Below are 26,286 nucleotides of genomic sequence, written 5' to 3' on the forward strand. Positions count from 1 at the left end.
CCTGGTCAGGCGCTTGCGGGGTCAGTGCGAGCCGCCACTGTCCGGCGTCGGTGCGGCCTTGGTCGCCTCCTCCTTCGCCGCCTGCCGATAGTTCCATATTCAACTTTCTGTGGATCCCTGCGCCGACCCACCTGTCCAAGCGGAAGACGCGTGTTACCGCAGGTTTCGGTATCGGCCCCCGGCGAAGCCGTTCGGGTGTTCCGGGGGCGGTGGGCGGTGTCCCTGCCGTTGTCGACGAGTTTCACCTGGTCATGGGAGAGGAGTCCGGTCGTCCGGGGATCGAGGGTTCCCGAGATATGGAGTATCGACTGAAGCGAATTGCCGACACCCGTTGATGAGGAGTTGATTTGCGATTTCAGGTACTTGGACCGTTGGAGTTGGCAGGCCGGGAGGGGCGAGTCGCTCTGGGCGGGATCAAGCAACGGGCGACCCTCGGATTCCTTCTTCTGAACGCCAACCGCGTCGTCGCGACGAGTCGGCTGGTCGAGGCGCTGTGGCCGACGGGAGCCGCACCCGTGACCGCGCGCAAGATCCTCCAGAACGCCGTGTGGGGCCTGCGCGGAGTGCTCTCCTCGCACGGACCGCACACGGGGTCCGTCGCTCTGGTGACACAGACGCCCGGCTACATGCTGCGCGTCAATGTCGACGACGTCGACCTGCACGTCTTCCAGCAGAAGTTCGCCGAGGGCAGGGCCGAACTGGTGTCGGGGTCCCCGGAGCAGGCGGCCGGCATCCTCAGACAGGCGTTGGACCTGTGGCGGGGCCCCGTCCTCTCCGACCTCGTCGAGGTGGGACTCTCCTGGCCTGAGCTGGCCACCGCGCAGAACTCGCGCCTGGACGCCCTGGAGGACTACTTCCAGGCCGAGCTCGACTGCGGCCGGCACCGTGCCGTGCTGGGCCGGCTGGAGGCCCAGGTGGAGGAGGAGCCGCTGCGGGAGGGCTTCTCCGGGCAGCTGATGACCGTGCTCTACCGGTGCGGGCGCCAGGCCGAGGCGCTCAACGTCTACGGCCGGGTCCGCCAGGCCCTGGTCGAGGAGTTGGGACTGGAACCGGGGCGCGAGCTGCAGGAGCTCCAGCAGGCGATCCTCAACCAGGACCCGTCGCTGCAGTTCCCGGCCGGGCGGGAGTGGCGCGAGCCGGCGCCGGTCCTCAGCGGGCGTTCCGCGTCGGGTCGTGGGGGCGAGGGGCTCGTCCGGGTACGGAACCGGACGGGCGCGGCCGGATCCGCGCCGGGGCCCGCCCGCCCCGAGGCGTCGGCCCCCGCACCCCGGGAGGAGCCGGCGTCGAGTGTCCTGCTGGTCCGCGCCGACCCGGCGAGGGAGGGGGGCAGGGCGGCGTACTCGGAACGCCTGCGCGGTCTGGTGGCCGAGCGGATGCACGCTGGGGTGCGGCGTTTCGCGGGCAGGGTGGCGGAGTACGAGGACGGCTCCTGGCTGGTGTCCTTCGAGGGCGCATCCGACGGAGGCCCCGCCGACCACGCCGTACGTGCGGTCCGCGCCGCGGTCGCGGCCGTCGAGGATGGCGCACCGGCCGGTATCCACCTGAGCGCGGCCGTGGCGACGGCCGGCAGCGGGGACGGGGGCCGCGCCGACGCGTTGGCGGCCCGGTGCCAGGAGATCCTCGGCGTCGCCTCCACCGGACGGATACGCGTGTGCGAGAGGACCTGGGAGGCCACACGGGCCGAGGTGGACTACGCCCCGGCCGACGGCGGTCGCGTCGCGTGCTGGACGGTGCGCCGTGTCCGGACCGCTCGCCGCGCCGAGGGGGCCCGGGCGGACTCCGCGGAGCACCAGCCCGAGCTGCTGTTCCTCGGCGGGTTGCTGGACTGGGTCCGTCAGTACCGTACGCCCCATCTCGTGACTCTCCTGTGGGAGTCGCAGGACGATCGCGACCGCCTCCTCACGGGTTTCGAACACTGCTTCTCGCAGCACGCCTGGGACGCACGGATCCTCATGGGCAGGGCCCTCGAAGCCTGTCGGTCGGACACGGCGGGAGCCCTGCCCGCCGCGTGCCTGGGTGCGCTGCCGGAGCACGGTACGGGCGGGTCCTCGGCGCTGCCCGCGCCGATGGACATCGAGCGCCTCGTGCGCACGTTCTCCGATCAGTCCGCCCAGGAGGGAGCGCCCGGGGCCACGCGGGCGAGCACGAAGGAGCCCTGGGGCATGCTCCGCTACTTCCTCCTGGGCGCGGCGCACGACCGCCCCATGGTCACCGTCTTCGATGACCTCCACCATGCCGCCGACCCCCTTCTGGAGTTCGTCGAGGAACTGGGGGAGGGCCCCTCCAGCGTCCCCCTGCTCGTGATCGCGGTGGCCCACGTGCAGCTGTTGCGTGACAGACCGGGATGGGGAGGAGGGGCCAACCGTTTCACCACCCTCACCATCGACACCACCCGTGGCTCCGGGGGAGGCTTCTTCCGGCCCTCGCCGGCCACGCCGTCCTTCGGGGTGTGACTCAGTGCAGTCCCTGCTTGCCGGGGACCCAGAAGGGCTTGGTGCGGATGTCGGTGCGCTCCCACCCCCTCACCTTGACGAGGTGGTCGCGGACCATCTGACAGGTCCGGGCCTCGCCTGCGACGTAGGCGCGGCCCGGACGGTCGGGCAGCGGGGTCCCGGCCACGGCGGCGACCATGTCCGCGGAGGACACGGGAGAGGCCCCGTCGCGGTGGGACCGGTGGACGCGGATGGTGCCCGCGGCGGGGTGGGGGATGGGGACGTCGTGATCGGGCGACTCGCTCTGCGTGACGACATGCGTGTCCACACCGGGCGGCAGCGCCCGGATCATGGGGCCGAAGGCGGCCGACGCCGTCTCCTCGCCGACGAAGAGCAGGAAGGGGGGCGGGTCGGTGACGACGAAGTCGCCCATGGGCCCCCAGAAGACCACCTTGTCCCCCGGCTCGACGGTGCGGGCCCAGTTCAACCCGATCCCCTCGCCGTCGTACAGGTGGACGCGGATCTCGAAGTAGCCCTCGTCCGCGGAATGGTCCCAGATCGTGTAGGTCCGCAGCGTCTGCGAGGGCCGCAGGATGCCGTACAGCGACAGCGGGTCGTTGATCTCCATCCTGACGTGCTGCCCCGGCGTGTAGGGCCGTTCGGCCAGGGCCGGGGACTCCACGCGGATGCGCCGCAGGGAAGGCGTGACCAGTTCCGCCTCGGTCACGGTCCCCTCGTCGTTGAACTGCGAGAAGTGGCGGACGAGGGGGTTCCGGGAGGAACGGCGGGGCGAGGACGTGAGGTGCTTCTCCATCGGAGAACTCCAATCACACAGGGGGACGGTGCGTTCGACCGCCGTCCCGTCACATCTTACGTTAGACACTATCACTATAGTTAATGCTTCTAGTTTGCGATAGGGTCTCTAGTATCAGTCACACGGTTCTGGTGGAGGTAGAGATGGCGGCACCGGCGATGAACAGGCGCGAGCGGATACGCGAAGCCACCCTGGTCGAGATCCGCTCCGTCGCCCACGGGCTGCTGGTCCGCCAGGGGTCCGCGGCCGTCACGATCAACGCCGTGGCACGGGAGATGGGGATGAGCGGGCCGGCGCTGTACCGCTACTACTCGAGTCACGAGGAACTGGTCGGAGCCGTGACCGCCGACTTCTACCAGGAGCTGGGCGAGGTGATGGAGAAGGCGCGCCACGCCTACTCCGAGGAGGACTCCTCACGGCGCCTGCTGGGCATGTGCCGGGCCATGCGGTCGTGGGTGACCGCCCACCCGGCCGAGTTCGACTGGATGTTCGCCAGTCCGATCCCGGGGCCGGACCAGCCCGAGGCCCGGTCGCCTCGGCTCCTGGCCGGACTCAACTTCGAGCAGGTCTTCCTCGACGAGGTCGTGCGGCTGTGGGAGAAGAGCCCCTTCGGTGTCCCGGAGACGGAGGACCTGCCCGACTCCCTGCGCGACCAGATGGTCCGCTACTCGGGCATGCTCGACGGCAGGCTCCCGCCCGGAGCGGCCCATGTGTTCCTGTCCTGCTGGATACGCCTCTACGGGCTGCTGTGCATGGAGGTGTTCAGACAGCTGGACTTCGCCTACTCCGACGTCACACCGATCTTCGAGAACTGCCTGGCCGACCTCTGCTCGATGCTGGGGCTGGAGTACGAGCCCCCGGCCGAGCCCGCGCCGGGCACCGCCCCCTTCCGAGAGGAGACAGAGTCGTGAGCAGTACACGGGAACGCCGGACCACCGGTTCCCTCTGGTGGGCCGCCGTCGTGGCCGCCCCACTGGTGGGGCTCGCCTGGTGGGGGGCCGCTCGGGCGCGGGCCGTCCGCAGGGCGCGGGCGGACGGGACGCTGGACACCCTGGACCGGGACCGGATCACGGCCGTGCGTGAGGAGCGGCGGCGCGGCCGCCGCGGGAGGAACCGGCCGGAGTAGGCCCGTCGGCGCGTCCGCGCTCACCCCCGGGCCCGCGGCGACGCGCCCTGATCCGTGCTCGCCGCCGCTCCGGGCCGCAGGCGGTGGACGGTCGGCATCAGGAGCACGAGCGCGGCGGCGGTCCCGAGAAGGACCGTCTGCGCCGCCGTGACCGCGGCCGGACCCGTGGACCCCCAGACGGCTATGGCGGCCCCGGCCAGACCGGAGACCACCGCCGCGGTCGTCGCGTCGCCGACCGCCATGGCGGACGTGGCGCCGCCCCTGTCGGCATCGCCCGCCAGTGCGAGCACACTCGCGTTGAGGGCGGTGACCGCGAGGCTCGCCCCCAGCCCCGTCATCCCCCAACCGACGTAGGCGGCGGTGGCCGCCACGGGCCCGATCCCGGCGGCGACCGCGCCCATGCCGGCGACCTGGAGCACCATGCCCGCGAGGACCATCCGTGCGCGGTCCACGCGCGCCGCCCAGGCGAGGCTGTGCACCACGCCTCCCATCGTGAAGCCGACGACACCGCAGGACAGGACCGCGCCGGAAGCGGACAGGGAGTAGCCCCGTCCTTCGGCGAGCGCCAGCGGGACCACGAACAGCAGCCCCATCCAGGGCCCGCCGACCAGTCCGCGCAGCAGGACCGCCGACGGCAGCCCCCGGGCCAGCCGCAGCGCCCCCGGGGGGAACAGGGGCCGGGCGCCCACCACGATGAGCGCCACCGACACCAGGACGAGCGGAAGCGCGACGGTCGGGGCGAGGTCGGGCGCGGTCATGGCGGTGAGGACGCCCGTGCTCACCAGCGCGATCGGAGCGAGGCGGCTGCGCAGCGGTGCGGCCGTCCCACGGCCCAGTCTCCGGGCGCTGACGGCGGCCAGGGCCGGCCACACCGCCAGCAGCATCGCCGCCTCCACGATCGGCACCGGCAGCAGCACCGCCCGCCAGCTCACCGCGTCGGTGACCACCCCGGCCACCGGCGGTCCCAGGAGCCCCGGTGCCGCCCAGCCCATGGCCACCAGGCCCAGGACCCGTCCGCGCCGTTCCTCCGGGAAGCAGGATCCGACGAGGACGTACACCGATATCAGCGCCAACCCGGTTCCCGCGCCCTGGAGCACGCGGCCCGCCAGGAGCCACCACGGGGAGAGGGCGGTGGCACAGACGAGCAGACCGCCCCCGTGCAGGACCGCGGACAGGACGAAGGTGCGCACCGGGCCATACGTGGGGCACAGCCATCCGCCGACGGCGAGCGCGGCGAGCTGGGCCAGCGTGAACACACCGAACACGAAGGCGTAGAAGGGCGTCCCGTCGATCTCCTCCAGCGCCGCGGGCATCAGGGTGGCGGTCGCGGTCGTCTCGAACGAGGCGACGACGACGGTCAGGACCAGGGCGACGGTCAGCAGGTGCGGGCGCAGCGGCGGCAGGTCGCCGGCGGCGCCCCGTGGCCCCGGCGCGCCACTCGCTCCGGCGTCCCCGCCGGAGCGCTTCACAGACGCCACTCCATCCAGTCGATCGGCGCCAGACCGAGCCGTGTGCGCAGCTTCTCGATGTCGGCGCCCACGCGGATGCTCGGGAAGAAGCCCTGGGCGGTGCGGATGACGGGGAGCCGCAGCGGCAGTTCGGCCTCGAACGCGTCGGCGGCACTCCGCACGTCGGCGCAGGTCCGCTCGGCCACTGAACGGTCCGCCTCGAACCCCGTCGCGAGGCGCTGGAGCGCCCGGCTCTCCGGGAAGTCGGACAGCGCGGTCCACACCGCCACCTCGTGGCCCGCGGAGGGCGAGCGGTGACCGTCGAGGATCAGTCTGCAGTAGACGATCCCCGTATAGGCCTCCGCCGCGGACTCCAGGCAGGTCCCCCAGTCCCCGTCGGCCAGTGCGGCCTCGGCGTCCTCCACCGTGGCCTGCACCTCGTCGATGAACACCCAGGCGGCAGGGGCCACCCGAGCCGCCATCCGGTACGCGTCCTCGGTCCGCTCGTCGTTCCTCATCGCTCTTCCCCTCCGTCCAGTGCGGCCGTGACGGCCGCGCGGTCGATCTCGAACGCCCACAGGCCGGCCCCGATGCCCTCGACGGCGGCCGCGGCGTCGACCCCCCGGGCGTCGGGCGCGTCCGCGGGCACGTCGGACGTGCCCCCGTGGAGCGCTCCGTGCGCGGACAGGACGTACCGTTCGCGGCCGAGCCTGACCTCCTCGCTGCGGGGGTGAGGGACGAACCGGCACAGCGACCACGGGTCCAGGTCGGGCAGGCCGAGTTCGGCGACGAGTCCCGCGACCTCGGAGCCGTCACGGACCCGGACGGCCGCGGAGACGAGCGACTCCGCGGCCCCCGACCGCTGGACGCTGGCCACGAGCCACTTGCCGCCGATGGCCAGGCGATCCCCCGTGCCGGCGGCCAGCTGCAGGAGTGCTCGGCCGCAACCGCGCCAGGCGTGGGGGGAGTCGTGCCCCGCCGCGGCCAGCAGCTCGGCCGCCATCCAGCGCTCCAGCAGGGCGTCCAGCACCGAGCGCCTGCGGTGGGCGGCCACCAGGGACCGCTGCCCGTCGTCGAGCAGGGCCGGTGACCCCTCCCGGAGCGGGAGGGCCGTACACCAGCGAGTCAGGGACCGCAGTTCACGGGAGGCGGGGGCGGCACCACAGGCCATGGGGCCCACGGCGGTGGACACGGTCACGGCGGAGAGCTCGCCGGTGACGTCGGTGACGTGGGCGGCCGGGTAGTGCTCCACATCGACCGGGGTGCGGCCGATGAAGAACAGGAACGGAGGAGACGGGCGCTCGGCCTCCTCCGTGAACACCTGGACGTCGATGTCGCTTCCTCTGTTGCCCAGGCCGTGGGCGAGTGATCCGACGAGGTAGGCGGGCCCCGACGTCAGGACGCTTCCCCCCGCCTGCGCCAGCTGCTCCGGTGTGACCCCGACCTTTTTCAGGGCCTCACTGAGACTCGGTGACACGAGGTCCCCCTCTTCTTCGCGTTCGGTGGACACGTTCCGTCTCCCCTTTCCGTGTTCGTGTTCCTGAACCGCGGGGGAGTGGTCTGCGTGTTTGTGATGGGTGGTGTGGCGACAATGCCCATCGAGCAAAAGGGTAACAGTAGGCATGACACTTTTCCCATGCCGGAAACAAGGTCGCTGGCGCGCCCTGTTTCTCGTTGGATCATGCCTGATGAGGGCACTGATCAGGGGAAACATGGAATCCCTCATCAGTTGTTCGCGAACTGTGTACGTCAAATTACCCTGGTCTTACTGGTGGGTTACCGGGTGGTTGACTGGGGGTGGACGACGGGAAGGCGGGGTCATGCATGATGGGTTTGCAAGGTAGGGGACGGTATCGCTGGAGCGGTTCCTGGAATGGATATGGTTCCCCGCATTTCCGTGAAAAGAATTCCCGGCGGTCCGGACGCCGGACCCGTCAGCAGAGCAACAGGAGAGGCGCCCCCAAGATGCCGACCGTCACGACAAGCCATACATCCGGGGCGAGCCCGGAGGAGGTGTGGGAAGCCCTCCTCGACAGTGAGTCCTACGCCGGCTACATGGACGAGGTGCGGGAGATCAAGGTGATCTCCTGGGAGGGGGACCGGCGCGTCAGCCGCTGGTCCGTGCTCCTCAAGGGCTCCGAGCTCGAATGGGAGGAAGAGGAGTCCATCGACACCGCCCGCAAGCGGATCGACTTCCACCAGACCGAGGGCGACCTGGCCTACTTCACCGGGTACTGGCAGGTCACCGCCGTCCCGGAGGGGACGAACGCGCAGCTGCACGTGGAGTTCGACATCGGCATCCCCATGATGAGCGACATGCTCAATCCGGTGGCGGCGCGTGCGCTGGAGGACAACTCACAGGCGATCCTGCGGCGCCTCGGCACACGCGCCCGCGACGCCTCGGAGGTCGGGAAGTGACGCCGGACACGGCGCCGCCGGGGCTGGCCGCCACCACCTACCGTCGACTGCGCAGGCACATGTCGCCCTCCCTCGCGCTCGCGGGCAAATTCGCCGGCCAGGGAGCGGTCGAGGTCAGGGGCCAGGGGTGCCGGGTCCGGCTCTCCGACGGCCGGGACGTGCTCGACTTCGGCTCCTACGCGGTCACGCTGCTCGGGCACCGGCACCCGGCCGTCGTCGACGCCGTGCGCCGGCAGCTCGACGAGATGCCCGTCGCCACGCGCTCCCTGGGCAACCCCCTCACCGCGGCCGCGGCCGAGGAGCTGGCGGGCTACCTCGGATCACCGCTGGACCGGGTCTACTTCGGCACCGGCGGCGCCGAGGTCGTCGAGGCGGCGGTCAAACTCGCCCGTCTGGTCACCGGCAGACGAACGGTGGTCGCGGTGGAGGGCGCCTACCACGGCAAGACCCTCGGCGCGCTCGCGCTCACCCACCAGGAACGGTTCCGGACCGGGCTGGAGGGCCTGCTCGGCGGAGTCGTGCACGTCGACCCGGCCGACGCCGCGGCGGTGGGCCGCGTGGCCCGCGAGGGCGATCTGGCCGCGGTCGTGTTCGAGCCGGTCCAGGGTGAACACGGGGTCGTCCCCCTGCGGGAGGACGTCCTGGCCGCCTGGTGCGCCGACGCCCGCGCGGCGGGAGCCTTCACCGTCGCCGACGAGATCCAGGTCGGGCTCCGCCGTACGGGGGAGCGCTCGGCGGCGCTGGGCAGCGGGTTGGAGGTCGACGCGGTCCTGCTGGGCAAGGCTCTGGGCGGCGGCGTGATGCCGGTCGCGGCCGCGGTCTGCACCGACCGGCTCTACCAGCCGCTCCTCGACGACCCGTTCCTGCACACCTCCACGTTCGGCGGACAGCCCCTGGCGATGGCGGCGGTGCCGGCGGCTCTGCGGGCCGTCGAGGACCACGCCGAGAACGGCGCCCTGATCGCCGAGTCGATCGGGCGCGGGCTCGTGGGTCTGTGCGCGGACTTCCCCGACGTCCTGACCGAGGTCCGTGGACGCGGACTCATCTGGGGCCTCGACTTCACCAGTCCCGAACACGCCGGAGAGGTGATCGTGGCCCTGGCACGGCACGGACTCCTGGTCTCCCCGTGCCTCAGCCGGCCGCGGACCCTGCGGCTGCTGCCGCCGCTGGTCGCCACGGAGGACGACGTGCGCGCCGCCCTGGAGATGCTGGCCGCCGCGCTGAGCGAGGCCCGGTCCGCGCTGGAGGGCGTACGGCCCCGGGAGGCGGTGCGATGAGCGCCCTCTCCGACCCCTTCGACGGACTGTGGCCGAGTGTGGAGCCAGAGCTGCCCGAACAGGCGCTCACCGCGATCGCCGGACGGGCACAGGAGTCCGACCGCGCGGGCGTGCCAGCCCGCGAGAGCCTGGACCTGCTGCGCTCCCTGGACTGGCCGGGCCGGCCGGTCCCGGAGAAGTTCCACGGAGGCGGAGCCGGCCTGGTGCGGTGCTGCGCCATGCAGCGAGCCCTGGGGGCGGCCGATCCGGCGCTGGCCGTCGCCCTCAACATGCACCTGTTCTCGGTCGGTCTGATGGTGGAGCACTGGCGGCGGCGCACGGACACCTCCTGGTTGCTGATGGAGGCCATCGCCACCCAGAACCGCCTGCTCGCCTCGGCGTTCGCCGAACCGAACCTGGGCGGGTCCACCACCCGGTCGCTGCTGCGCGCGAAGGAGGTGGACGGCGGGTGGCGGGTGTCGGGCACCAAGCGCCCGTGCTCCCTGGCCGCGGAGGCGGACCTGGTCTGCCTCCAGCTCCAGGCCGAGGCGCGGCCGGGCGCGGCCGAGGACGTGCTCGTCGCGCTGTTGCCGACCACGGCACCCGGGATGAGGGTGGTCCGGGACTGGGACGCGATGGGCATGCGCGGCTCGGGCTCGGACACGCTGGTCCTGGAGGACTGCCTGATCCCCGACGAGCTCGTGTTCCACCGGGCCCCCGCCGGGTCGGAGGACGACGACGTCTTCGCGGCCGGGACCATCTGGTTCGCGCTCACCGCCACGGCCTGCTACCTCGGCCTGGCCCAGGCCGCCCTGCGCCACGCCGGCGACCTGCTCGGCAGGCTGCGCATCGCGCACCTCGACAGCCCGCGTGCCGGGCTGCCCAGCTACCAGGCGGCCGTCGGCGACCACGTCGCGGCCCTGCTCACCCTGGAAGCCGCGTGCGCCGACACGGCGCGCCGCATGGAGTCGGGCGCCGCTCCGGAGCGGTTGGTGGACACCGCGCTCGCCGTCAAACAGCGGGCGCTGCGCGTGGTCCCCGACGCGGTCGGCGCGCTGGCCGAAGCCTGCGGCGGAGCCGCCTACTCCCGGTCCGGGCCGTTGGAGCGGCTGTGGCGGGACGCCCAGGCGATCCGCTTCCACCCGCCCACCCCGGTGGCCACCCGGCAGTACCTCGCCCGGCGTGCCCTGGGGCTCCCGGCGGGCCTGGACCTGGACGAGTCGGCGCCCGGCCTGGCGGGCCGCGCGCCCGGAGCGGCCGACGGCCGACGGTGAACGAGGAAGGACAGCAATGGAACCGGAAGAACTGGCCGAGGTCGTCCGTGAGTGCGTCGCGCAGGTCATCGGCGTGACCGCCGACGAGATCACCCGTGAGACCGATCTGCGCGTCGACTACGAGGTCGACAGCCTGGAGCTGATGGAGATCGGCACCCGCCTGGAGGGGGCCCTGGGCACCCGTATCGACGCGGAGGACCTGATGGGCATGGAGAACGTGGGCGACGCCGTCGACCTCATCGGCAAGCACCTGCAGGAGGTGTCGTGACGGCGCGCGGCAGGGTCGCGATCACGGGCGTGGGGCTCAAGTCCCCCGCCGGGCTCGACCCGGAGGAGTTGGCCGACGCCGTGCTCAGGGGCGGCCCCACCGCCGCGGAGGTCGGCGAGTTCGTGGCCGGGGACCTGGCGGTGACCTTCGCCAGCCGGGTTCCGGAGTTCGACACCGAGCCCTACCTGCGCCGCCGGGACCTGTCCAAGATGGATCGCGCGGCGGTCCTGGGGACCTGTGCCGCCGCGGACGCGGTGCGAGCGGCCGGGCTGGCCGGGGCGGTGGCGTGCGAGCGGCTCGGGGTCGCGGTGGGCATGGCCGCGGGCGGCCTCACCGCGGCCGAGAACGTGATGGGCACCCACGGCGACCGCCCCCGCGAGGTCCCCGCCTTCACCGTGCCCCGCATCATGCCCAGCAGCCTGGCCGCGCGGATCGGGCTCTCCCTGGGCGCGCGCGGTCCGGCCCTCACCTACACGACCGCCTGCGCGAGCGGGGCCAACGCGATCGGCGAGGCCGCGCTGATGATCCGCTCCGGACGGCTGGACGCCGTCGTCGCGGGCGGAGCCGAGGCGACCGTCTCCCCGGTCATCATGTCCTCCTTCGCCCGGCTCGGTGCGCTGTCCCGTCGCAACGACGAGCCCGCGCAGGCGTGCCGGCCCTTCGACGCCGACCGCGACGGGTTCGTCATGGGCGAAGGTGCCGCGTTCCTGGTCCTGGAGCGATGGGAGCACGCGCTCGCCAGGGGCACGACGATCCTCGGCGAGCTGCTCGGCTACGGCACCAACTCCGACGCCTTCCACATGGTGGCCCCGCGCGAGGACGGCTCGGTCGCGGCCGACTGCATGCGCGCGGCCCTCGCCGACGCGGGCCTGGCGCCGGACGAGGTGGGACACATCAACGCGCACGGCACCTCCACCGTCCACAACGACCGTGCGGAGGCCAACGCGATCACCCGCTGCTTCGGGACGTCGGGGCCGCCCGTGACGTCGTCCAAGGGAGTGCTCGGACACTCCCTCGGGGCCGCCGGCGCCATGGAGGCCGCCGTGGCGCTCGCCTGCGCGGACCGGGGCCTGGTCCCGCCCGTCACGAACTTCACCAAGGCGGACGCCGACACCGACGGGCTGTGGATCGTCTCCGGGCGCCCGGAGGAGATCGACCGGGCGCCGGCGGTGTCGAACTCGTTCGGATTCGGCGGGCACAACGCCACCCTGGTGCTCGCACCGTGCTGACACGACCACACGAGAAGGAGGGCGGAGCCATGCGTGTCCTGGTCACCGGAACCACGGGTGTGGTCGGTCAGGAGGTCGTGCGGGCGCTGACCCGGTCCGCGGGGGACATCGACCTCGTCCGGGCCACGCGCAGACCCGCCCGACCGGACGAGGTCGCCTGGGCCATGGGGCAACAGCCTCCGCCGGAGCGGCTGCGCGGGCACTGGGACGCCGTCGTGCACACGGCCGCGTCGACCCGGTGGACCATGACCCGTGAGGAAGCGCTCGCGGCCAACATCGCCCCGGCCGAGGCCGTGCTGGACCTCGTGGACGACCGGACACACCTGATCCACCTGTCCACCGCCTACGCGGACGGGACCGACACCGAGGACCACGCCGTCCCCTCCGCCTTCGGGCGCTACCGGAACGGATACGAGTGGTCCAAGGCCGAGTGCGAGGACCTGGTCCGGCGGCGCCATGGGGGACCGCTCACGATCGTGCGCCCGCCCCTGATCATCGGGAGCCGCGCGGACGGTTCCATCGGCCGCTTCACCGGTCCCTACACGCTGGTCCAGTGCCTGGTCTCGGGACTGGCCGCGGCCGTCGTCGGTTCTCCGGACGGCTACGCCGAACTCGCTCCGGTCGACCAGGTGGCCGAGGTGGTCACCGACGCCGTGTACGGGGAGCCCCCGTCGTCGCCCTGCACACAGGTGATCGCCGGCGGGGACCGCTGCCTGCGGCTGGGCGAACTCCTCGACACCGTGTGCGCGACCCTGAACGAGTGGCGTGCCGAGAGGGGCATCGCGCCCATCACGCCTCCGCCCTTCATCGCCCCGGAGCGCTGGCACCGCTTCTTCCTGCCCCTGGCGGAGGAGCACCTCTCACCCGTGCAGCTCCAGGTGGTCCGCCTCCTGGGCATGTTCGAGAGCTACACCAGCCTCGACCGGCCCTTCGTCCACACCAGACGGGCCGACGACCCCGCCACGGCGCTCGCACGGTCGGTGCGCTGGTGGGCCGACAGCCGACCGCGCCTGGCGTCGAGGATCCCCCAGCCCTGGGGTGTCATGGCATGAGGGCCAACGGCGGGACCGCCGACACGGCGGGCGTGCGGACCGGAGCGGCGGGGCTGTTCTCGGTGATGGCCGCCTTCCCCACGGGGGTGGCGATCGTGACGACGACCGCGGAGGGCGGCAGGCCGGTCGGACTGACCACGACGGCACTGTGCAGTGTGTCCGCGCGGCCGCCGCTCCTGCTGGTCAGCGTCGGTGAACGCAGCCGAACCCTGCGCTGGTTGCGCGAGCGCCGGCGGTTCCTCGTCCACGTGATGGGCGGCGCCGGCGCCGAGCGGCTCTGCTCCCGCTTCGCCTCCACGGACGGGGACAAGTTCGCGGGGGCGTCCTGGCGGCACACGGGTTCCGGGCTCCCCCTGCTGGAGGACGGCGTGATCGCCTGGGGCGAGTGCGCGACCGAACAGGAGGTGGTGGCGGGGGACCACACGGTGATCGTCGGCCGCTACCTGAGGGGTGAGCGGCTCAGCGGTCCGGGGCCCCTCGTCTACCACGCTCGGACCTACCGGGACACGCCATGGGGCTGAGAGGGCTCGCCGGGCCGTGGGTGGACCACGCGGCCGCGCGGTGCCAGAGGACCCTGTTCGACATCATGGAAGGAAGACGAAAGAGATGACGCTGACCGACGAGCGGACCGGAGCGTGTCCCGAAGAGCTTCTGGAGGACAGCTACCTTGCGCGGCTGGGCGACGGCGAGACCGTCTGGGCCTCAGTGCGCGGGCATCTCTCCGAGGCGCAGGCGATGCGGCTGAAGGACTGCGTGTTCATCATGCTCAAACCCGACGCCATCGAGTCCGGGCGGCACGAGGCCGTTCTCGCGGGCATGAAGGCGGCGGGGTGGCAGCTGTTGCACGCCCACACTGTGCTGTCGTTCGGGCCGCGCCACTTCGAGGACCTGTACAAGTACAACCTGACCGTGCGCAACGAGCACAACATGATGGGCGTGTGGTGGCTCAACGGGCGGTTGTACGCGATGGGCCCGGGTGTGGCGCTGATGTTCCGGATCCCGCCGACCGCCGACCGTACGGCGCACCAGCGGGTCAAGGACCTCAAGGGGGTGTCGGACCCCTTCGCGGGTTCTCCCGGGGAACTGCGCTGGGAGGCCCGGGGGTCCAACACCGCGCTGAACCTGCTCCACGCCGCGGACGATCCGATCTCCACGGCCCGTGAGTTCCTGATCTTCGGGACACCGGAACAGCTCCGGCGGGCCCTGCTGCGAGCGGACGCGATCGCCTCGGGCGACCCGGGTGCCGGTCCGTCGGCCGAGGCGGAACTCCGGGAACAGCTGTTCCTCACGCAGCCCGGGCGGCGCAGCCTCGACCTGGCCTCCGTGATGATCCGGATGAAGAGTCGGATCAGGGCGGGCGAACCGAGTGCGGACCTGTGGCGTGAGACCGAGCGGACCTACGCGATGTACCGCGAGATCGCGGACCAGGAGACGAGCATCGTGCACCGCTGGTCCCGGTTCTGCGCGCTGAACGCCGAGGAGCGCCGGGTGCTCGACCGGCTGCGGCGGGAGGAGGTGTCCCCCCTGATGCGCCGCCTCGCCGCCCCGGAGGACTACGACTTCGAGCTGTCCGTGGAGGTCCGCGCCGAGTGCGCCCGCCGGGGCGTCACGCTGGACGCCTGGGAAACGCTGGCACTCGACACCGGCCTGTACTACCACCAGGAGCGGTCATAGGGACGGATCCGGGCCACCGGGCGTCGGGGCCGGCGGAACATCGACGCGGGACCCGGCGGAGCCCGGCACGCCCCAGGGGCACTCCGGGCTCCGCAGCGGACGCCCACCGCCGTGGATCACCGGCGAGCCGCCCGGGGGCGGCGGCCGATCGCGTCGACATCGGCGGAGGCCAGTGCCTCGGCCACGGGGGAGCCGGTACGCTCGGCGGCGGCCAGGCGCTCCCTGACCTGGGCCATGGTGCGCGGCCGCCATCCGGGGCCGTCACAGCACGTGGCGTGGAAGGTGACACCGGCGCGCAGCAGCACCTCCAGCACCCGCCATCCGGCGCGGTCGCCGCGCCGGGGGACCTCCAGGTCGCTTCCGGCGTCGATCAGCGCTCCCGTGCAGTTCGGACACACCCGGTCGCGCGGTCGGTCGACGCGGTCCTTGAACGCGACCCGGCAGGCCGGGCACACGTGGTGGTGCCCGCGGTGGGCGGGTCGGGTGCACATGGGGCCAGTATCGACAAGCGGTCGCCGCCGGGCAACCGAGGGGACCGGGAGCGCCGCCCGCCCGTGGTCCGGGGTCCGGGGTCCGGGGACCACGGGGTCTCAGGCGAGGGCGGCGATGAGGGCGACGGCCACGCCGAGCAGAGCGGCGGCGACGCCGATCCCCGCGGCGATCAGGCCGATGCGGCTGCTGCGGTCCATCCTGCGGGTCCAGCCGTCGGCGAGCATCACCTCGTCCACCAACTCGGCCAACTCCTGGAAGTCGACGTGGTAGCCGTGGGCCGAGGGGGCGCTCCGCCGTCTTCCGAGGTGGATCGCCTTGCGCGTCCCCCGGCCGGTGTCGCCGGAGAACTCCACCCGTGGCGTCGTGCCGATGCCCTCGACCCACTGCATCGAGCGCACGACCTGCTCCCGGCTGTAGGTGCGCGCGGCCGGGTCCACCCGCAGGTTGATGCTGTACTCCCGGCTCATGCGCATCTGGTAGAACAGCCTCTGCCAGGTCACGTCGGCGACGTCCAGGTGCAGCCGCAGGCCGCCTTCCATCGGCGACACCGTGTAGGGCGTTCCGTGCGTGCGCGCCCGAAAGCGCTCGTAGAGCTCGTCCATGCCGGTGATCCGTCCTGTCGCCGCCGAAGGTGCGCCCCCGAGTATGCGCCACCGGCGCTCCCCTGATCCAGGCCGGTCGGCGACGTGCACCGGCTCGGCGTACCGCGGTCACGACGAGGGGCCGGGCGGGTCGAGACCGGCCCGGGCCCGTGCGCGCCCGAGGTCAGCCGGCGCCCCAGAAGGCGTCCTCGGCCCGCGGATCGGCGGAGAACAGCCACACCTCGGCGATCCTGTCGCCGTCGATCCTCAGGAGGTCGACGCCGTCCATCGCCATCTCGGCGCCCGCGCGCCTGCCGGCGAAGCGGACCGGTGCCGCGACCAGCGCGCCGTTGTCCATGGGTTCCCCGGTCACGGTGAGCTCGAACGTCCCCTCGCTGACGGCCATCATCCCGCCGATCAACTCGTTCACCGCGGCGCTGCCGCTGTGGGTGCCGGAGAACCGGTGGCCGCCGGGCTGGTGCCACACGATGTCGTCGGCGAACACGGCCGTGACCGTGGCGAAGTCCTTGGCGGCCAGGGCGTCGAAGTACCGGCTGACGACGGTGAGCGGTGCGGTGGATCCCATGATCGATGCTCCATTGTCGAAGTTGTCCCTGCTCACGCCTATACTCACCATTGGTAACCAGTTACCTCAACGTCACTAATGGGGGAAGGTGTCGCATGTCACACGACCGGACGTTCGACGTGCTCACGGCGACCTGCCCCTCCCGCACGTCGTTGGCCCGCATCGCCAACAAGTGGACGGCCATGGTGGTGATCGCGCTCAGCGGCGGCAGGATGCGTTTCGGCGACCTGCGCGCCAAGGTCGACGGGATCAGCGGGAAGGTCCTCACCGACACCCTGCGGGACCTGGAACGCGACGGACTCGTCGCGCGGTACGCGTTCGCGGAGGTGCCTCCCAGGGTCGAGTATGAGCTGACCGAGCTGGGACACACGCTCCAGGCGCCCCTGCGCGCACTGGGGCTCTGGGCCGAGGAGCACATCACCGAGGTCCTCGCGGCGCGCGAGTCCTACGACTCCCGCCGCTGACGGGGGCCGACCGGCCCCGGGGCGGCACGGAGCCCGGTACCGCCGCGACGGGCGGTACCGGGCTCCGGTCGGTCGCGCGGGACCCGGGCCCGGCTCAGCCGGACCCGGCCTCCTGTCCGGGGACGTCCGGGGCGGGTCCGGGGCGCTCGTCGAGGCGCCGCACCTGCTCGTCGTAGGTCTCCAGCAGGGACCTGAGCTGTCGGCGGGCCTCCTCCGGTACGTCCTGCGGCGTGCCGTCCGCCACCTGCCGTACCGCGGTCATGAGCGCGGCGATCTCGCGGACGTGCATCGTGGCCCGGACCACCGTCGGCTGCACCCTCTCCAGTCGCATGGTCACGCCTGCGAGCTGCTGAGGTACTCGCCGATCTGCCCCAGCTCGTCCTTGAAGGTGTCGTAGTCCTCCTGCATCCCGTTCAGGTACGCGCTCCAGCCCAGGCTCGACTTGGCGTAGTGCACGGCCTCCTGGATCTCCTGGTCGGTGGCGCCGAAGAGCTTCGCCGCCTCGGTGTGGAACAGCGTGCAGTACGCGCACTTGGTCTCCGAGTGCAGCGCGACGCCCATCAGTTCCTTGTACTTGTTCGGGATGAGCGTCTCCCCGAGCTCCAGGTGCTTGAAGAGCTCCCACTCGGCGCCGATCAGCTCGTCCGGGATGGCTGAGAAGAAGTGCGGGACGAGACCCAGCGTGTTCTTGATGTCGGCCTCGACCTCGCCGCGGCTCAGTGCGGTCATCTCCGCCTCCTTCGTGCGGGCCCGCGCGGTCGGCGCGGACGGAAGAGGGGTGTGTCCGGGGTCGGCCGCGGTTGGGCGCGAACCGTCCCCGGACATCGGACCGCGTGCTCCGCGGTGTGCCCCTACCTCCAGTCTGTGGCTGTGACCTGCGGGAATCCACTCCTCAGTCCATGCTGTCCACCTTCGGCCACTCAGGCCGGGGAGGACTCCAGGTCCAGCTCCGCGGCCAGGAAGCGGCGCAGGTGGGCGCGCGCCTGCTCGATGCTCAGCGGCGGAGCGCCCCGCAGGCGGCGCAGGGCCAGCCCGTCGACCAGGGCGTTGAACCGGGTCGTGGTCTCGGCGACGTCCGGGCAGCGGAACTCCCCCGCGTCGCGACCCCGGGCGATCAGCTCGGCCACCCGGTCCGACCACTCCTCGTACCGCCGGTGCTGGCGCGAGTCCGGCTCCAGGCTGGCGTCGGCCGCCCAGTTGTCGAACCACAGCCGCCAGTGCCGGTCGGTCTCCGCGCTGAACACGCCCTCGATGAGCGTGGTCAGCCCCTCCGCGGCGGTGGCGGCCGCCAGCATCCGCTCGCCGAGGGGGCGGTAGTAGGAGTCGATCTCGATCGACACCGCCTCGCTGAGGATCTCGCGCACACCGCCGAAGTGGTACGTGACGGTGCCGACGGACACCCCCGCCGCGCGGGCGATGTCGCGCAGGCCCACCCGGCTCGCTCCGCGCTCGATCACCAGCGGCACCGCGGCCTCCAGGATGAGCCGCCGCCGCACCTCCGTGGGCTGGCGGGTGCGCTTGTCCGGCGCGACCGCGCGCCGCCTGGCCCCCGTCGGCCCGTTGGCCGGTGCGCGACCGTCCGCTCCGCGGGCCGGCGCCCCCTCGTCCGGGCCGCTCATCCCGCGGTCCTGGGGATCTCGCGGTGCCAGTGCCGGGTGGCGACGACCTCGCCGCCGGAACGGGCCTCCACCGTGCTCCGCACGACGAAGTGGTCCGCGGTGGCGGTCATTTCGCTCGACGTCCGCACGGAAACGTCCCAATCCTCCCGACGCATGGTGATCTCCCACTCGGATCCTGCCACGGCCGACAACGGGTCGTCGAACCGGATCCGGTACCGTTCGCGCGCCTTCTCCGTGTACACGAGCCCGTTGGGGTAGGTGCGCGAGCCCCCGTAGTTGGGGTCGACGTCGAGCACCCACTCGCCGGTCCCGACGTCGTGCGACACCAGGCGCTCGGGCCGGTCCTCCGACGTGCCCAGCTCGACCGCCAGCGGCGGCGCCTGCTCCGGCTCGGCGAACTCCACCGGCGCCCCGTCCGTGCCCGCGGGCCGGACCGGGAGCAGCAGCGCGCTGCGGTCGGGCCACACGGTCAGGGCGGGGTCGTCCGGCTGCGGCCACACCCACGGCCAGTACGCGGTCGACACCGCCACCCGGATCCGGTGCCCGGCGGGGAACGCGTACCCCGTCCCCGTGAGCTCCACCTCCACGTCCTCCGGGGTGCCCGGCTCCCACGGCACCGACCGGTCGCGGCCGTACCGGCTGCCCAGGTTCAGCACACCGCGGGTGACGAGGGTCGAGGCCCCGTCGGGGGCGACGTCGCACACCCGCACGATCACGGTCCCCCTGGGCTTGTCGGCGTCCAGCCGCAGCCGGACCCGCGCCCGTCCCAGGATCTCCACGCGCTCGGCCAGCGGCTCACCGTCGAAGCACGTCGAGCGCCCGTCCTCCTCCCGCTGGTCGGGAGGCAGGTCGGTGGCGTTGCCGTAGGGGAAGAACCGGCCCGCGTCGACGCCCGTGTGCTGCGGGCTGCGCACCGTCACCGGCGCGCCGTCCCCGCGGCCCGAGTCGTCCGAGTCGTCCGAGCCGCGGGAGTAGTCGTCCGCCCCGCCGAGCGACCGCTCGCACCAGCGGGTCGCCGGAGAGGGCCAGGCGTCGTCGGTGACCCACCGGCCGGGCCGCTCGGCGTAGGCCGTCGCCGGCGGCACCGGCTCCTGCACCCACGACCGCAGGCGAGGGGTGTCCATGGCGCCGTTGTCCGCGTCCTTGAGCCAGTGGTCCCACCAGCGCAGCGTCTCCTGGAGGAAGCCGATGTGCGGGCCGGGCGGCCGCGCGATGTCGGGGTACTGGTGCGCCCAGGGGCCCAGCAGCCCGCGGACCGGCCCGGGCAGGTGCTCCACCAGCCGCAGCACGGTGTCGCGGTAGGGGTCGGCCCAGCCGCCGACGGCCAGCACCGCGGCGTCGATCGCGGAGTAGTCCTCGCACACGCTCCCGTGCCGCCAGTACTCGTCGCGGGCCTGGTGGTCCAGCCAGGTGTGGACGAACGGCTCCAGCGCGTCGAGGCGCTCCCGCCACATCGGCAGCCACGCGTCGCCGACCGTGACCGGGTCCGGCGGGCGCGACGTGAACGCCAGCATGGTGCCGGACCAGCCGGCCATGTCGATGCCCAGCACCGATCCGCCGATGTAGTGCACGTCGTTGTCGTAGCGGTCGTCGGCCGAGCACACCGTGACGATCGCCTTGAGCGCCTCCGGGCGCCGCGCGGCGATCTGCAGCGAGTTGAACCCGCCCCAGGAGATGCCGAACATCCCCACCCGCCCGGTGCACCAGGGCTGCGCGGCGAGCCACTCCACGACGGCGACCCCGTCGGCGGTCTCCCGCTCGGCGTACTCGTCGAGCATCACGCCCTCGGAGTCCCCGGACCCGCGCAGGTCCACCCGCACCGACGCGTACCCGTGGCCCGCGTAGTACGGATGCCGCTGGGCGTCGCGCGGGGACGTCCAGTCGCCCTTGCGGTAGGGCAGGTACTCCAGCAGCGCCGGGACCGGGTCCGCCAGGGCGTCCGCCGGCAGCCACACGCGTGCGTGCAGCCGCGTGCCGTCGGCCATCGGGATCCAGTCCTCGCGGACCTCGACGTCGCGCGCGAAGTCCTCTCGGTAGCGCATGTTCCCCCGTTCGTCTCTCGTGCCGGTCCCGTCGGAACCGTGTGTCAGGGCCGCTTGTCGGCGGTGTCGTCGGCGTCAACGGTCCACCGGCGGATCCGGTGGCCGCCGCCCAGGTCGATCCATTCCGGGTCGGGAGCCGCCGCCCGGTCCTCGGGCACGGCGGCAGGGTCCCCGTCCGGCGCGGACGCCCCCGCGGTCGCGCCGCCGTCGCCGCCGTGCCCGACCGGCCGCGGCTCCAGGACCGCGTCCAGCAGCCGCCGCGTGTAGGGGTGGTTGGGTCCGGAGAAGACCGCCTCCACCGGCCCCTCCTCCACGACCAGCCCGTCCCGCATCACCGCGACCCGGTCGGCGATCCCGCGCACCACCGCCAGGTCGTGGCTGATGAAGACGAACGCCAGGTCGCGTTCGGTGCGCAGGTCGTCCAGCAGGGCGAGCACTGACGCCTGGACCGACACGTCGAGCGCGGTGGTGACCTCGTCGGCGACCACCACGCACGGGTCGCCGGCCAGGGCGCGGGCGATGCCGACCCGCTGGCGCTGCCCGCCGGAGAGCTGCCCCGGCAGCCGGTCCGACAGGGCCGGGTCCAGGGCGACGTCCGCGATCAGTTCACGCGCCCGGTCGTCGGCACGGCCGCGGTCGGCCAGGCCGAAGAACCGCAGCGGCCGGCGGACCGCCTCGCGGACGACGCGCCGCGGGTTGAGCGAGGTGTCGGCGTTCTGGAACACGAGCTGGACGCGGCGGCGGACGCCCGGCGGGCGCCGCCGTGCCCGCACGGCCAGATCGCCGTGGACCCTGCCGCCCCCGCTCCCGGAGGCGTCGGTGCCGCCACCCCCGGCGCCACCGCCCTCCGTTCCGCCACCCTTGGTGCCGGAGGCGTCGGTGCCGCCGTCGTCCGTGCCGAGCAGCCGCATCGTCCCGGAGGACGGCGCGCGCAGGCCCGCCAGTGACCAGGCCAGCGTCGACTTGCCGCTGCCCGACTCCCCGACCAGGGCCAGCACCTCGCCCCGGCGCAGACCGAGCGAGACGCCGCCGACGGCGCGGTGGGCGCCGTAGTCGATCGTCACGTCGCGCAGGGACACCACCTCGGGCGCGTCGTCGGGGACCGGAACGCGCTCGCGCACGGTCCGCGTCCCGTCCTCGGCGACCTCGGCCAGCCCCCGGTCACCGACTCTCGGCACGCTCGCGAGCAGGCGGCGCGTGTACGGGTGCCGCGGCGCGTCGAACAGCTCGGCCGCCCCGGCCGCCTCCACGACCTCGCCCTCGCGCATGACCACGACCTGGCCGGCCATCCGGGCGACGACGCCCAGGTCGTGGCTGACCAGGACCGACGTCAGCCCGAACTCCTCGCCCAGCCCGGCGACCAGGTCCAGGATCCGTGCCTGGGTGACCACGTCCAGCGCGGTCGTGGGCTCGTCCAGCACCAGCACCTTGGGCCGCGCCGCCAGCGCCATGGCGATCGCCACCCGCTGCTGCTGACCGCCGGAGAGCTGGTGCGGGTACCGGCGCACGATCCCCTCGGGATCGGGCAGCCCGACCTTCTCCACCAGCGAGCGGACCCGTTCCCGACGCTGCCCGCGGGTCAGGCCCTGTGTCAGCAGGGACTCCTCGATCTGTGTACCGACACGCATCGACGGCGTGAGCGCGTGCCCCGCGTTCTGCCCCACCATCGCGATGTCCCGGGTGCGCAGCTCCCGCAGGCCGCGCTGGTCCAGCGACAGGACGTCCCTGCCGTCGACCACGACCCGGCCGCCGGTGACCCGCGAACCGTGCCGCAGGTGGCCGAGCAGGGCCCCGGCGACGGTGGACTTGCCGCTGCCGGACTCGCCGACCACGGCCACCGTCTGCCCGGCCGCCGCCTCGAAGGACACCTCGCGCACCACGGTCACGTCGCCGCCGCCGGAGCGGTAGGCCACGGACAGCCCCTCGACGCGCACCAGGGGTCCGGACTCGGCGCTGCTCATGAGCTCTCCTTCACACGGTCGACGCCCCAGGCCCGGGACAGGCCGTCGGCGGACAGGTTCAGCCCGACGACCAGGGTCGCCAGGGCGATGATCGGGGCGAGCGTCGCCCACGGCACCACGACCATGGCGGTGCGGTTCTCGGCGACCATCAGCCCCCAGTCGGGGGTGGGCGGGTTGGCGCCGAACCCGAGGAAGGACAGCGAGCTGATCAGCAGCACCACCCACGAGGCGCGCATCGCGAACTCCACCGACACCACGTGCGCGATGTTCGGCAGGACCTCGCGGACCAGGATGGAGACGGTGCGCTCACCGCGTGCCCGTGCGGCGGTCACGTAGTCGAGCGGGGCCACGCCGAGCGCGGCGGCGCGCACCACGCGCACCACCTGGGGCGCGTACACCACGGTCACGGCGAGGACGATCACCGAGGGCCCGGCCCCGAGCACGGTCACCACGACCAGCAGCGCCAGGATCGGCGGGATGGCCAGGATCGCGTCGAGCACGCGCATGAGCGCGTCGTCGAGCCACCCGCCCTTGAGCGCGGCCGCGCAGCCCACGACGGTGCCCAGGGCCACCGCGCAGGCCGTCGCGGCGAACGACACCATCAGCGCGTAGCGGCCGCCGTACAGCACCCGGCTCAGCACGTCCCGGCCGTAGGCGTCGGTGCCGGCCCAGTGGTCGGCACTCGCGCCGAGCAGCGCGCTGTCGGGAACGTTGGCCGTGGGGGAGTACGGGGTGAGCAGCGGTGCCAGCAGGGCCAGCAGCACGTGCAGGGCGACCAGGGACAGGCCGACCACGGCGGGGGTGGACCGCGCCAGCGAGCGCAGTGTCGTGCGGACCGTTCCGGCGGGCCGGGCGGCCCCGGCGGCCCCGGCCGCGTTCGTGGCCCCGGTGGCCCCGGTGGCCCCGGTGGTCTCGGCGGGCCGGGCGGCCCCGTGCGGGGACTCGCTCATCGGGCGCTCCTCTCTCCGGTGCGCAGGCGCGGGTTGAGCGCCATCGCCCCCAGGTCGGCGGCGAGGTTGCACAGCACGTACACGGCCGCGCTGACCACGGCGATGGCCTGTAGCACCGGCAGGTCGCGGTTGTGCACGGCCTCCAGCAGCATCCGGCCGACACCGGGGTAGTTGAAGACGTTCTCGACCACCGCGACACCGCCGACCAGCCACGCCACGTTCATCGCGATCACGTTCAGCGTGGGCAGCAGCGCGCTGGGCAGGGCGTGGCGCACCACGACCCGGCCCGTGCCCAGGCCCTTGAGCCGGGCGGTGGTGACGAACTCGCTCGCCATGACGTCGATGACACTGGTCCTGGTCATCCGCACGATGTAGGCGGTCATCACCACCGACAGCGCGATGGTGGGCAGGACGACCGCGGGCAGCAGGTCCACGACCGGGGCGGACGCCTCGTCCAGGACGACGGCGGGCAGGACCGGCACGGTGATCGACAGCGCCAGCACGAGCAGGGTCGCCACGACGAACTCCGGCACGCTCATCCCGACCAGCGTCAGGGTGGAGATCACCGTGTCCGGCCAGCGGTCCCGGTACAGGCCGGCGACGACGCCCAGCACGATCGAGGAGGTGACCGCGACGGCGATGGTGGCGACCGCGATCAGCATGGTGTTGCGCAGGTGCAACCACAGGGTCGGGGCGACCGGCTCACCGGACACCAGGGACACGCCGAAGTCGCCGCGCACCGCGCCGGTGATCCAGTCGACGAACCGCAGGACGGCCGGGCGGTTCAGGCCCATCTGCTCGCGCAGCGCGGCGACGGCGTCCGGGGTGGCGTCCTGGCCGAGCACCTGGGTGGCCACGTCGCCCGGGAGCAGCTGGACGGCGGCGAACACGATCACCGACGCCAGGAGCACGGTGACGACCGCGGACAGCAGCCGCCTGGAGATGTAGAGGAGCATCAGGGCCTCAATCCGATGTTGAGGTAGTCGAACTCGAAACCGGACTCGTGGTAGTTGAGGACGTCCCGGGAGATGCCGACCAGCCGGTCGGCGAACATCGGGGTCATCGCTCCGCCCTCGTCCACGACCATCCGCTGGGCATCCTGGTACAGGGTCCGGCGGCGGTCCTCGTCGGCCGTGGCGCGGGCGGCGTCGAGCAGGCCGTCGAAGGCGTCGTTCGCCCAGGCGGTCTCGTTGTAGGAGGAGCCGCTGCGGAAGACCTGGTTGAGCAGCTGGTCGGCCGGGCGCCCGGTGTACCAGTACGTCGACATCAGCGGCTTCTGCATCCAGATCTGGGTGTAGTACGAGTCCGCCGAGGTGTTGCGGACGGTGATGTCGATCCCGGCCTCGGCCACGGAGTCGCGGTAGGCCAGCGCCATGGGGGTGAACACCGGGTCGTAGCCGGAGGTGTAGAGCTCCACGCTCAGGCCCTCGTGCCCGGCCTCGGCGAGCAGCGCGCGGGCCCGGTCCGGGTCGCGTTCGACCGCGTAGTCGGTCCAGTAGGGCGTCCCGGGCGGGACCGGGTTGTCGTTGCCGGGTACGCCGGTGCCCTGGAGGGCCACGTCGATGACGTGCCGCGGGTCGTAGGCCAGCTTCATCGCCCGGCGCACGCGCACGTCGGTGAACGGCTCGGCCGTGGTGAGCATCGGGAGCACGTACCACTGGGCGTTGACCGAGCGGGCGATGGTCGCCCGGTCGGAGGCCTCGACGACACGGGCGGTGGCGAAGTCCAGGTTGGTCTGCGAGATGAGGTCGACCTGGCCGGCCAGCAGCGCGTTGGTCCGCGCCTGGATGTCGGTCATCGAGAACATCTCGATGGCGTCCAGGGCGGGCGGCCCCTCCCAGTGGTCGTCGTAGGCGACGATCCGGCCCCGGCCGCCGGGGGAGAAGGAGTCGAGGCGGAAGGGGCCGGTGCCGATGCCGGTCGACCCGATCGTGTTGCCGTCGCCGTCGGGGACGACGTAGCAGTTGTAGTTCGTGAGGAGCGCGGGGAACTCGAAGTTGGGCGTGGTGAGCTCGACCACCAGCACGCCCGGCTCGGGGGTGTGCACACGGCTCGGGTCGATCAGCGGGCCCAGGACCGTGCCCTGCGGCGAGGCGAGGTCGGGATCGACGATCCGGCGCAGCGTGTAGGCGGCGTCCGCGGAGGTGAAGCGGCGGCCGTCGTGGAAGCGGACCCCGTCGCGCAGCCGGAAGGTCCACACCAGGCCGGCGTCGTCGGACTCCCACTCGGTGGCCAGGTCGGGAGCGGTGTGCCCCTCCGCGTCCATGCGGACCAGTCGGCTGTACAGGGCCCCGAGGTACTCGTAGGCGGACAGGGAACTGGCCGGGTCCAGGGTCTCGGCCTGCGACGCGGGCGGACGGGCCATGCGCAGAACGCCGCCGTCGGCGGTGGTCCCGGTGGCGGCGGCCTCGGGGAGCGCAGGGGCCGCCCTCGGGCCGGACGCGGTACAGCCGGGGAGCAGGGCCGCGGCCCCGAGCGCCCCGGCTCCCCCCAGCAGAGCCGTTCTGCGCGGGATCCGCGGCGGGGCGCCCTCGGCCCCCGGTGAACGCGGCATGTCTTGCCCTCCGTGGTGTGCTGCGAACGGATTAATCGTTCATTGA

The 26,286-nt window shown here is 72.8% G+C and carries 27 protein-coding genes; 12 read left to right on the forward strand and 15 right to left on the reverse strand.

Annotated features, from left to right (window positions below; all coding sequences use genetic code 11):
- Positions 1-347: 347 nt before the first annotated feature.
- On the forward strand, positions 348-2,453 hold the full coding sequence (locus tag HNR10_RS30810) for an AfsR/SARP family transcriptional regulator (RefSeq protein ID WP_218897840.1): 2,106 nt from the start codon (positions 348-350) through the stop codon (positions 2,451-2,453).
- 1 nt (position 2,454) lies between these two features.
- On the opposite strand, the gene HNR10_RS18255 is transcribed toward HNR10_RS30810, so the two are convergent.
- Positions 2,455-3,246, reverse strand: coding sequence for a siderophore-interacting protein (locus HNR10_RS18255; RefSeq protein WP_179825158.1), 792 nt, complete (start codon positions 3,244-3,246; stop codon positions 2,455-2,457).
- A 143-nt stretch (positions 3,247-3,389) separates the two neighbouring features.
- Between HNR10_RS18255 and HNR10_RS18260 the strand changes: the two genes are divergently transcribed.
- Together HNR10_RS18260 and HNR10_RS18265 are read left to right on the forward strand one after the other, a co-directional pair.
- Entirely contained in the window at positions 3,390-4,157 is a 768-nt protein-coding gene (locus HNR10_RS18260; RefSeq protein WP_179825161.1) for a TetR/AcrR family transcriptional regulator, read from the forward strand.
- Positions 4,154-4,372 carry a hypothetical protein gene (locus tag HNR10_RS18265; protein ID WP_179825163.1) on the forward strand — a complete coding sequence of 73 codons (219 nt, stop codon included), beginning with the start codon at positions 4,154-4,156 and terminating at the stop codon, positions 4,370-4,372. Before HNR10_RS18260 ends, HNR10_RS18265 begins: the two co-directional genes overlap by 4 nt.
- A gap of 20 nt (positions 4,373-4,392) precedes the next feature.
- On the opposite strand, the gene HNR10_RS18270 is transcribed toward HNR10_RS18265, so the two are convergent.
- From HNR10_RS18270 to HNR10_RS18280, 3 genes are read right to left on the reverse strand one after another with little or no spacing between them, the layout of a single operon-like run.
- A complete protein-coding gene (locus tag HNR10_RS18270) occupies positions 4,393-5,850 on the reverse strand; it encodes an MFS transporter (protein WP_218897842.1) in 1,458 nt (485 codons plus the stop codon).
- Positions 5,838-6,338, reverse strand: a complete 501-nt coding sequence (locus HNR10_RS18275) for a hypothetical protein (protein ID WP_179825166.1) — start codon at positions 6,336-6,338, stop codon at positions 5,838-5,840. Before HNR10_RS18275 ends, HNR10_RS18270 begins: the two co-directional genes overlap by 13 nt.
- Positions 6,335-7,330, reverse strand: coding sequence for a nucleotidyltransferase domain-containing protein (locus HNR10_RS18280; RefSeq protein ID WP_179825168.1), 996 nt, complete (start codon positions 7,328-7,330; stop codon positions 6,335-6,337). Before HNR10_RS18280 ends, HNR10_RS18275 begins: the two co-directional genes overlap by 4 nt.
- Positions 7,331-7,785: 455 nt before the next feature.
- Here HNR10_RS18280 and HNR10_RS18285 point away from each other — a divergent pair, with 455 nt between their 5' ends.
- From HNR10_RS18285 to HNR10_RS18320, 8 genes are all read left to right on the forward strand, one after another.
- The gene (locus HNR10_RS18285) at positions 7,786-8,238 is read left to right on the forward strand and encodes a type II toxin-antitoxin system RatA family toxin (protein ID WP_179825170.1); all 453 of its coding nucleotides are present in this window, start codon (positions 7,786-7,788) and stop codon (positions 8,236-8,238) included.
- Positions 8,235-9,515, forward strand: a complete 1,281-nt coding sequence (locus HNR10_RS18290) for an aspartate aminotransferase family protein (RefSeq protein WP_218897843.1) — start codon at positions 8,235-8,237, stop codon at positions 9,513-9,515. Before HNR10_RS18285 ends, HNR10_RS18290 begins: the two co-directional genes overlap by 4 nt.
- Positions 9,512-10,768: an acyl-CoA dehydrogenase family protein gene (locus tag HNR10_RS18295; protein WP_179825172.1), complete on the forward strand. Its 1,257-nt coding sequence runs from the start codon at positions 9,512-9,514 to the stop codon at positions 10,766-10,768. Before HNR10_RS18290 ends, HNR10_RS18295 begins: the two co-directional genes overlap by 4 nt.
- Before the next feature lie 16 nt (positions 10,769-10,784).
- Positions 10,785-11,036 carry an acyl carrier protein gene (locus HNR10_RS18300; protein ID WP_179825174.1) on the forward strand — a complete coding sequence of 84 codons (252 nt, stop codon included), beginning with the start codon at positions 10,785-10,787 and terminating at the stop codon, positions 11,034-11,036.
- Complete coding sequence (locus HNR10_RS18305) at positions 11,033-12,265, forward strand: beta-ketoacyl-[acyl-carrier-protein] synthase family protein (protein ID WP_179825176.1); 1,233 nt, start codon at positions 11,033-11,035, stop codon at positions 12,263-12,265. Before HNR10_RS18300 ends, HNR10_RS18305 begins: the two co-directional genes overlap by 4 nt.
- Positions 12,259-13,317, forward strand: a complete 1,059-nt coding sequence (locus HNR10_RS18310) for an SDR family oxidoreductase (RefSeq protein ID WP_218897845.1) — start codon at positions 12,259-12,261, stop codon at positions 13,315-13,317. Before HNR10_RS18305 ends, HNR10_RS18310 begins: the two co-directional genes overlap by 7 nt.
- The gene (locus HNR10_RS18315) at positions 13,314-13,838 is read left to right on the forward strand and encodes a flavin reductase family protein (protein ID WP_179825178.1); all 525 of its coding nucleotides are present in this window, start codon (positions 13,314-13,316) and stop codon (positions 13,836-13,838) included. Before HNR10_RS18310 ends, HNR10_RS18315 begins: the two co-directional genes overlap by 4 nt.
- 85 nt (positions 13,839-13,923) lie before the next feature.
- On the forward strand, positions 13,924-14,991 hold the full coding sequence (locus tag HNR10_RS18320) for a nucleoside-diphosphate kinase (RefSeq protein WP_179825180.1): 1,068 nt from the start codon (positions 13,924-13,926) through the stop codon (positions 14,989-14,991).
- A gap of 116 nt (positions 14,992-15,107) precedes the next feature.
- Here HNR10_RS18320 and HNR10_RS18325 read toward each other — a convergent pair whose 3' ends face one another.
- The 3 genes from HNR10_RS18325 to HNR10_RS18335 form a co-directional block, all read right to left on the reverse strand.
- Positions 15,108-15,482: a hypothetical protein gene (locus HNR10_RS18325; RefSeq protein ID WP_179825182.1), complete on the reverse strand. Its 375-nt coding sequence runs from the start codon at positions 15,480-15,482 to the stop codon at positions 15,108-15,110.
- A 99-nt stretch (positions 15,483-15,581) separates the two neighbouring features.
- Complete coding sequence (locus HNR10_RS18330) at positions 15,582-16,085, reverse strand: hypothetical protein (RefSeq protein WP_179825184.1); 504 nt, start codon at positions 16,083-16,085, stop codon at positions 15,582-15,584.
- A 163-nt stretch (positions 16,086-16,248) separates the two neighbouring features.
- A complete protein-coding gene (locus tag HNR10_RS18335; protein WP_179825186.1) occupies positions 16,249-16,650 on the reverse strand; it encodes a nuclear transport factor 2 family protein in 402 nt (133 codons plus the stop codon).
- Between the two features lie 95 nt (positions 16,651-16,745).
- Here HNR10_RS18335 and HNR10_RS18340 point away from each other — a divergent pair, with 95 nt between their 5' ends.
- On the forward strand, positions 16,746-17,114 hold the full coding sequence (locus HNR10_RS18340; protein ID WP_179825189.1) for a winged helix-turn-helix transcriptional regulator: 369 nt from the start codon (positions 16,746-16,748) through the stop codon (positions 17,112-17,114).
- Between the two features lie 94 nt (positions 17,115-17,208).
- Here HNR10_RS18340 and HNR10_RS18345 read toward each other — a convergent pair whose 3' ends face one another.
- The 8 genes from HNR10_RS18345 to HNR10_RS18380 form a co-directional block, all read right to left on the reverse strand.
- Positions 17,209-17,445 carry a hypothetical protein gene (locus HNR10_RS18345; RefSeq protein WP_179825191.1) on the reverse strand — a complete coding sequence of 79 codons (237 nt, stop codon included), beginning with the start codon at positions 17,443-17,445 and terminating at the stop codon, positions 17,209-17,211.
- A gap of 2 nt (positions 17,446-17,447) precedes the next feature.
- Positions 17,448-17,843 (reverse strand): carboxymuconolactone decarboxylase family protein, encoded by a 396-nt coding sequence (locus tag HNR10_RS18350; RefSeq protein WP_179825193.1) that lies wholly within the window; start codon positions 17,841-17,843, stop codon positions 17,448-17,450.
- A gap of 191 nt (positions 17,844-18,034) precedes the next feature.
- Positions 18,035-18,733, reverse strand: a complete 699-nt coding sequence (locus HNR10_RS18355; protein ID WP_179825195.1) for a TetR/AcrR family transcriptional regulator — start codon at positions 18,731-18,733, stop codon at positions 18,035-18,037.
- The gene (locus tag HNR10_RS18360) at positions 18,730-20,775 is read right to left on the reverse strand and encodes a CocE/NonD family hydrolase (protein ID WP_179825197.1); all 2,046 of its coding nucleotides are present in this window, start codon (positions 20,773-20,775) and stop codon (positions 18,730-18,732) included. The genes HNR10_RS18355 and HNR10_RS18360 overlap by 4 nt, the downstream gene beginning before the upstream one ends.
- Before the next feature lie 44 nt (positions 20,776-20,819).
- Complete coding sequence (locus HNR10_RS31775) at positions 20,820-22,736, reverse strand: dipeptide ABC transporter ATP-binding protein (protein WP_179825199.1); 1,917 nt, start codon at positions 22,734-22,736, stop codon at positions 20,820-20,822.
- Positions 22,733-23,686, reverse strand: a complete 954-nt coding sequence (locus HNR10_RS18370; protein ID WP_179825201.1) for an ABC transporter permease — start codon at positions 23,684-23,686, stop codon at positions 22,733-22,735. Before HNR10_RS18370 ends, HNR10_RS31775 begins: the two co-directional genes overlap by 4 nt.
- Positions 23,683-24,642: an ABC transporter permease gene (locus tag HNR10_RS18375; protein ID WP_179825203.1), complete on the reverse strand. Its 960-nt coding sequence runs from the start codon at positions 24,640-24,642 to the stop codon at positions 23,683-23,685. Before HNR10_RS18375 ends, HNR10_RS18370 begins: the two co-directional genes overlap by 4 nt.
- Positions 24,642-26,240, reverse strand: coding sequence for an ABC transporter substrate-binding protein (locus HNR10_RS18380; RefSeq protein ID WP_179825206.1), 1,599 nt, complete (start codon positions 26,238-26,240; stop codon positions 24,642-24,644). The genes HNR10_RS18375 and HNR10_RS18380 overlap by 1 nt, the downstream gene beginning before the upstream one ends.
- Positions 26,241-26,286 lie beyond the last annotated feature (46 nt).

Source organism: Nocardiopsis aegyptia, from assembly GCF_013410755.1.
In the GTDB taxonomy this organism is placed as follows: domain Bacteria; phylum Actinomycetota; class Actinomycetes; order Streptosporangiales; family Streptosporangiaceae; genus Nocardiopsis; species Nocardiopsis aegyptia.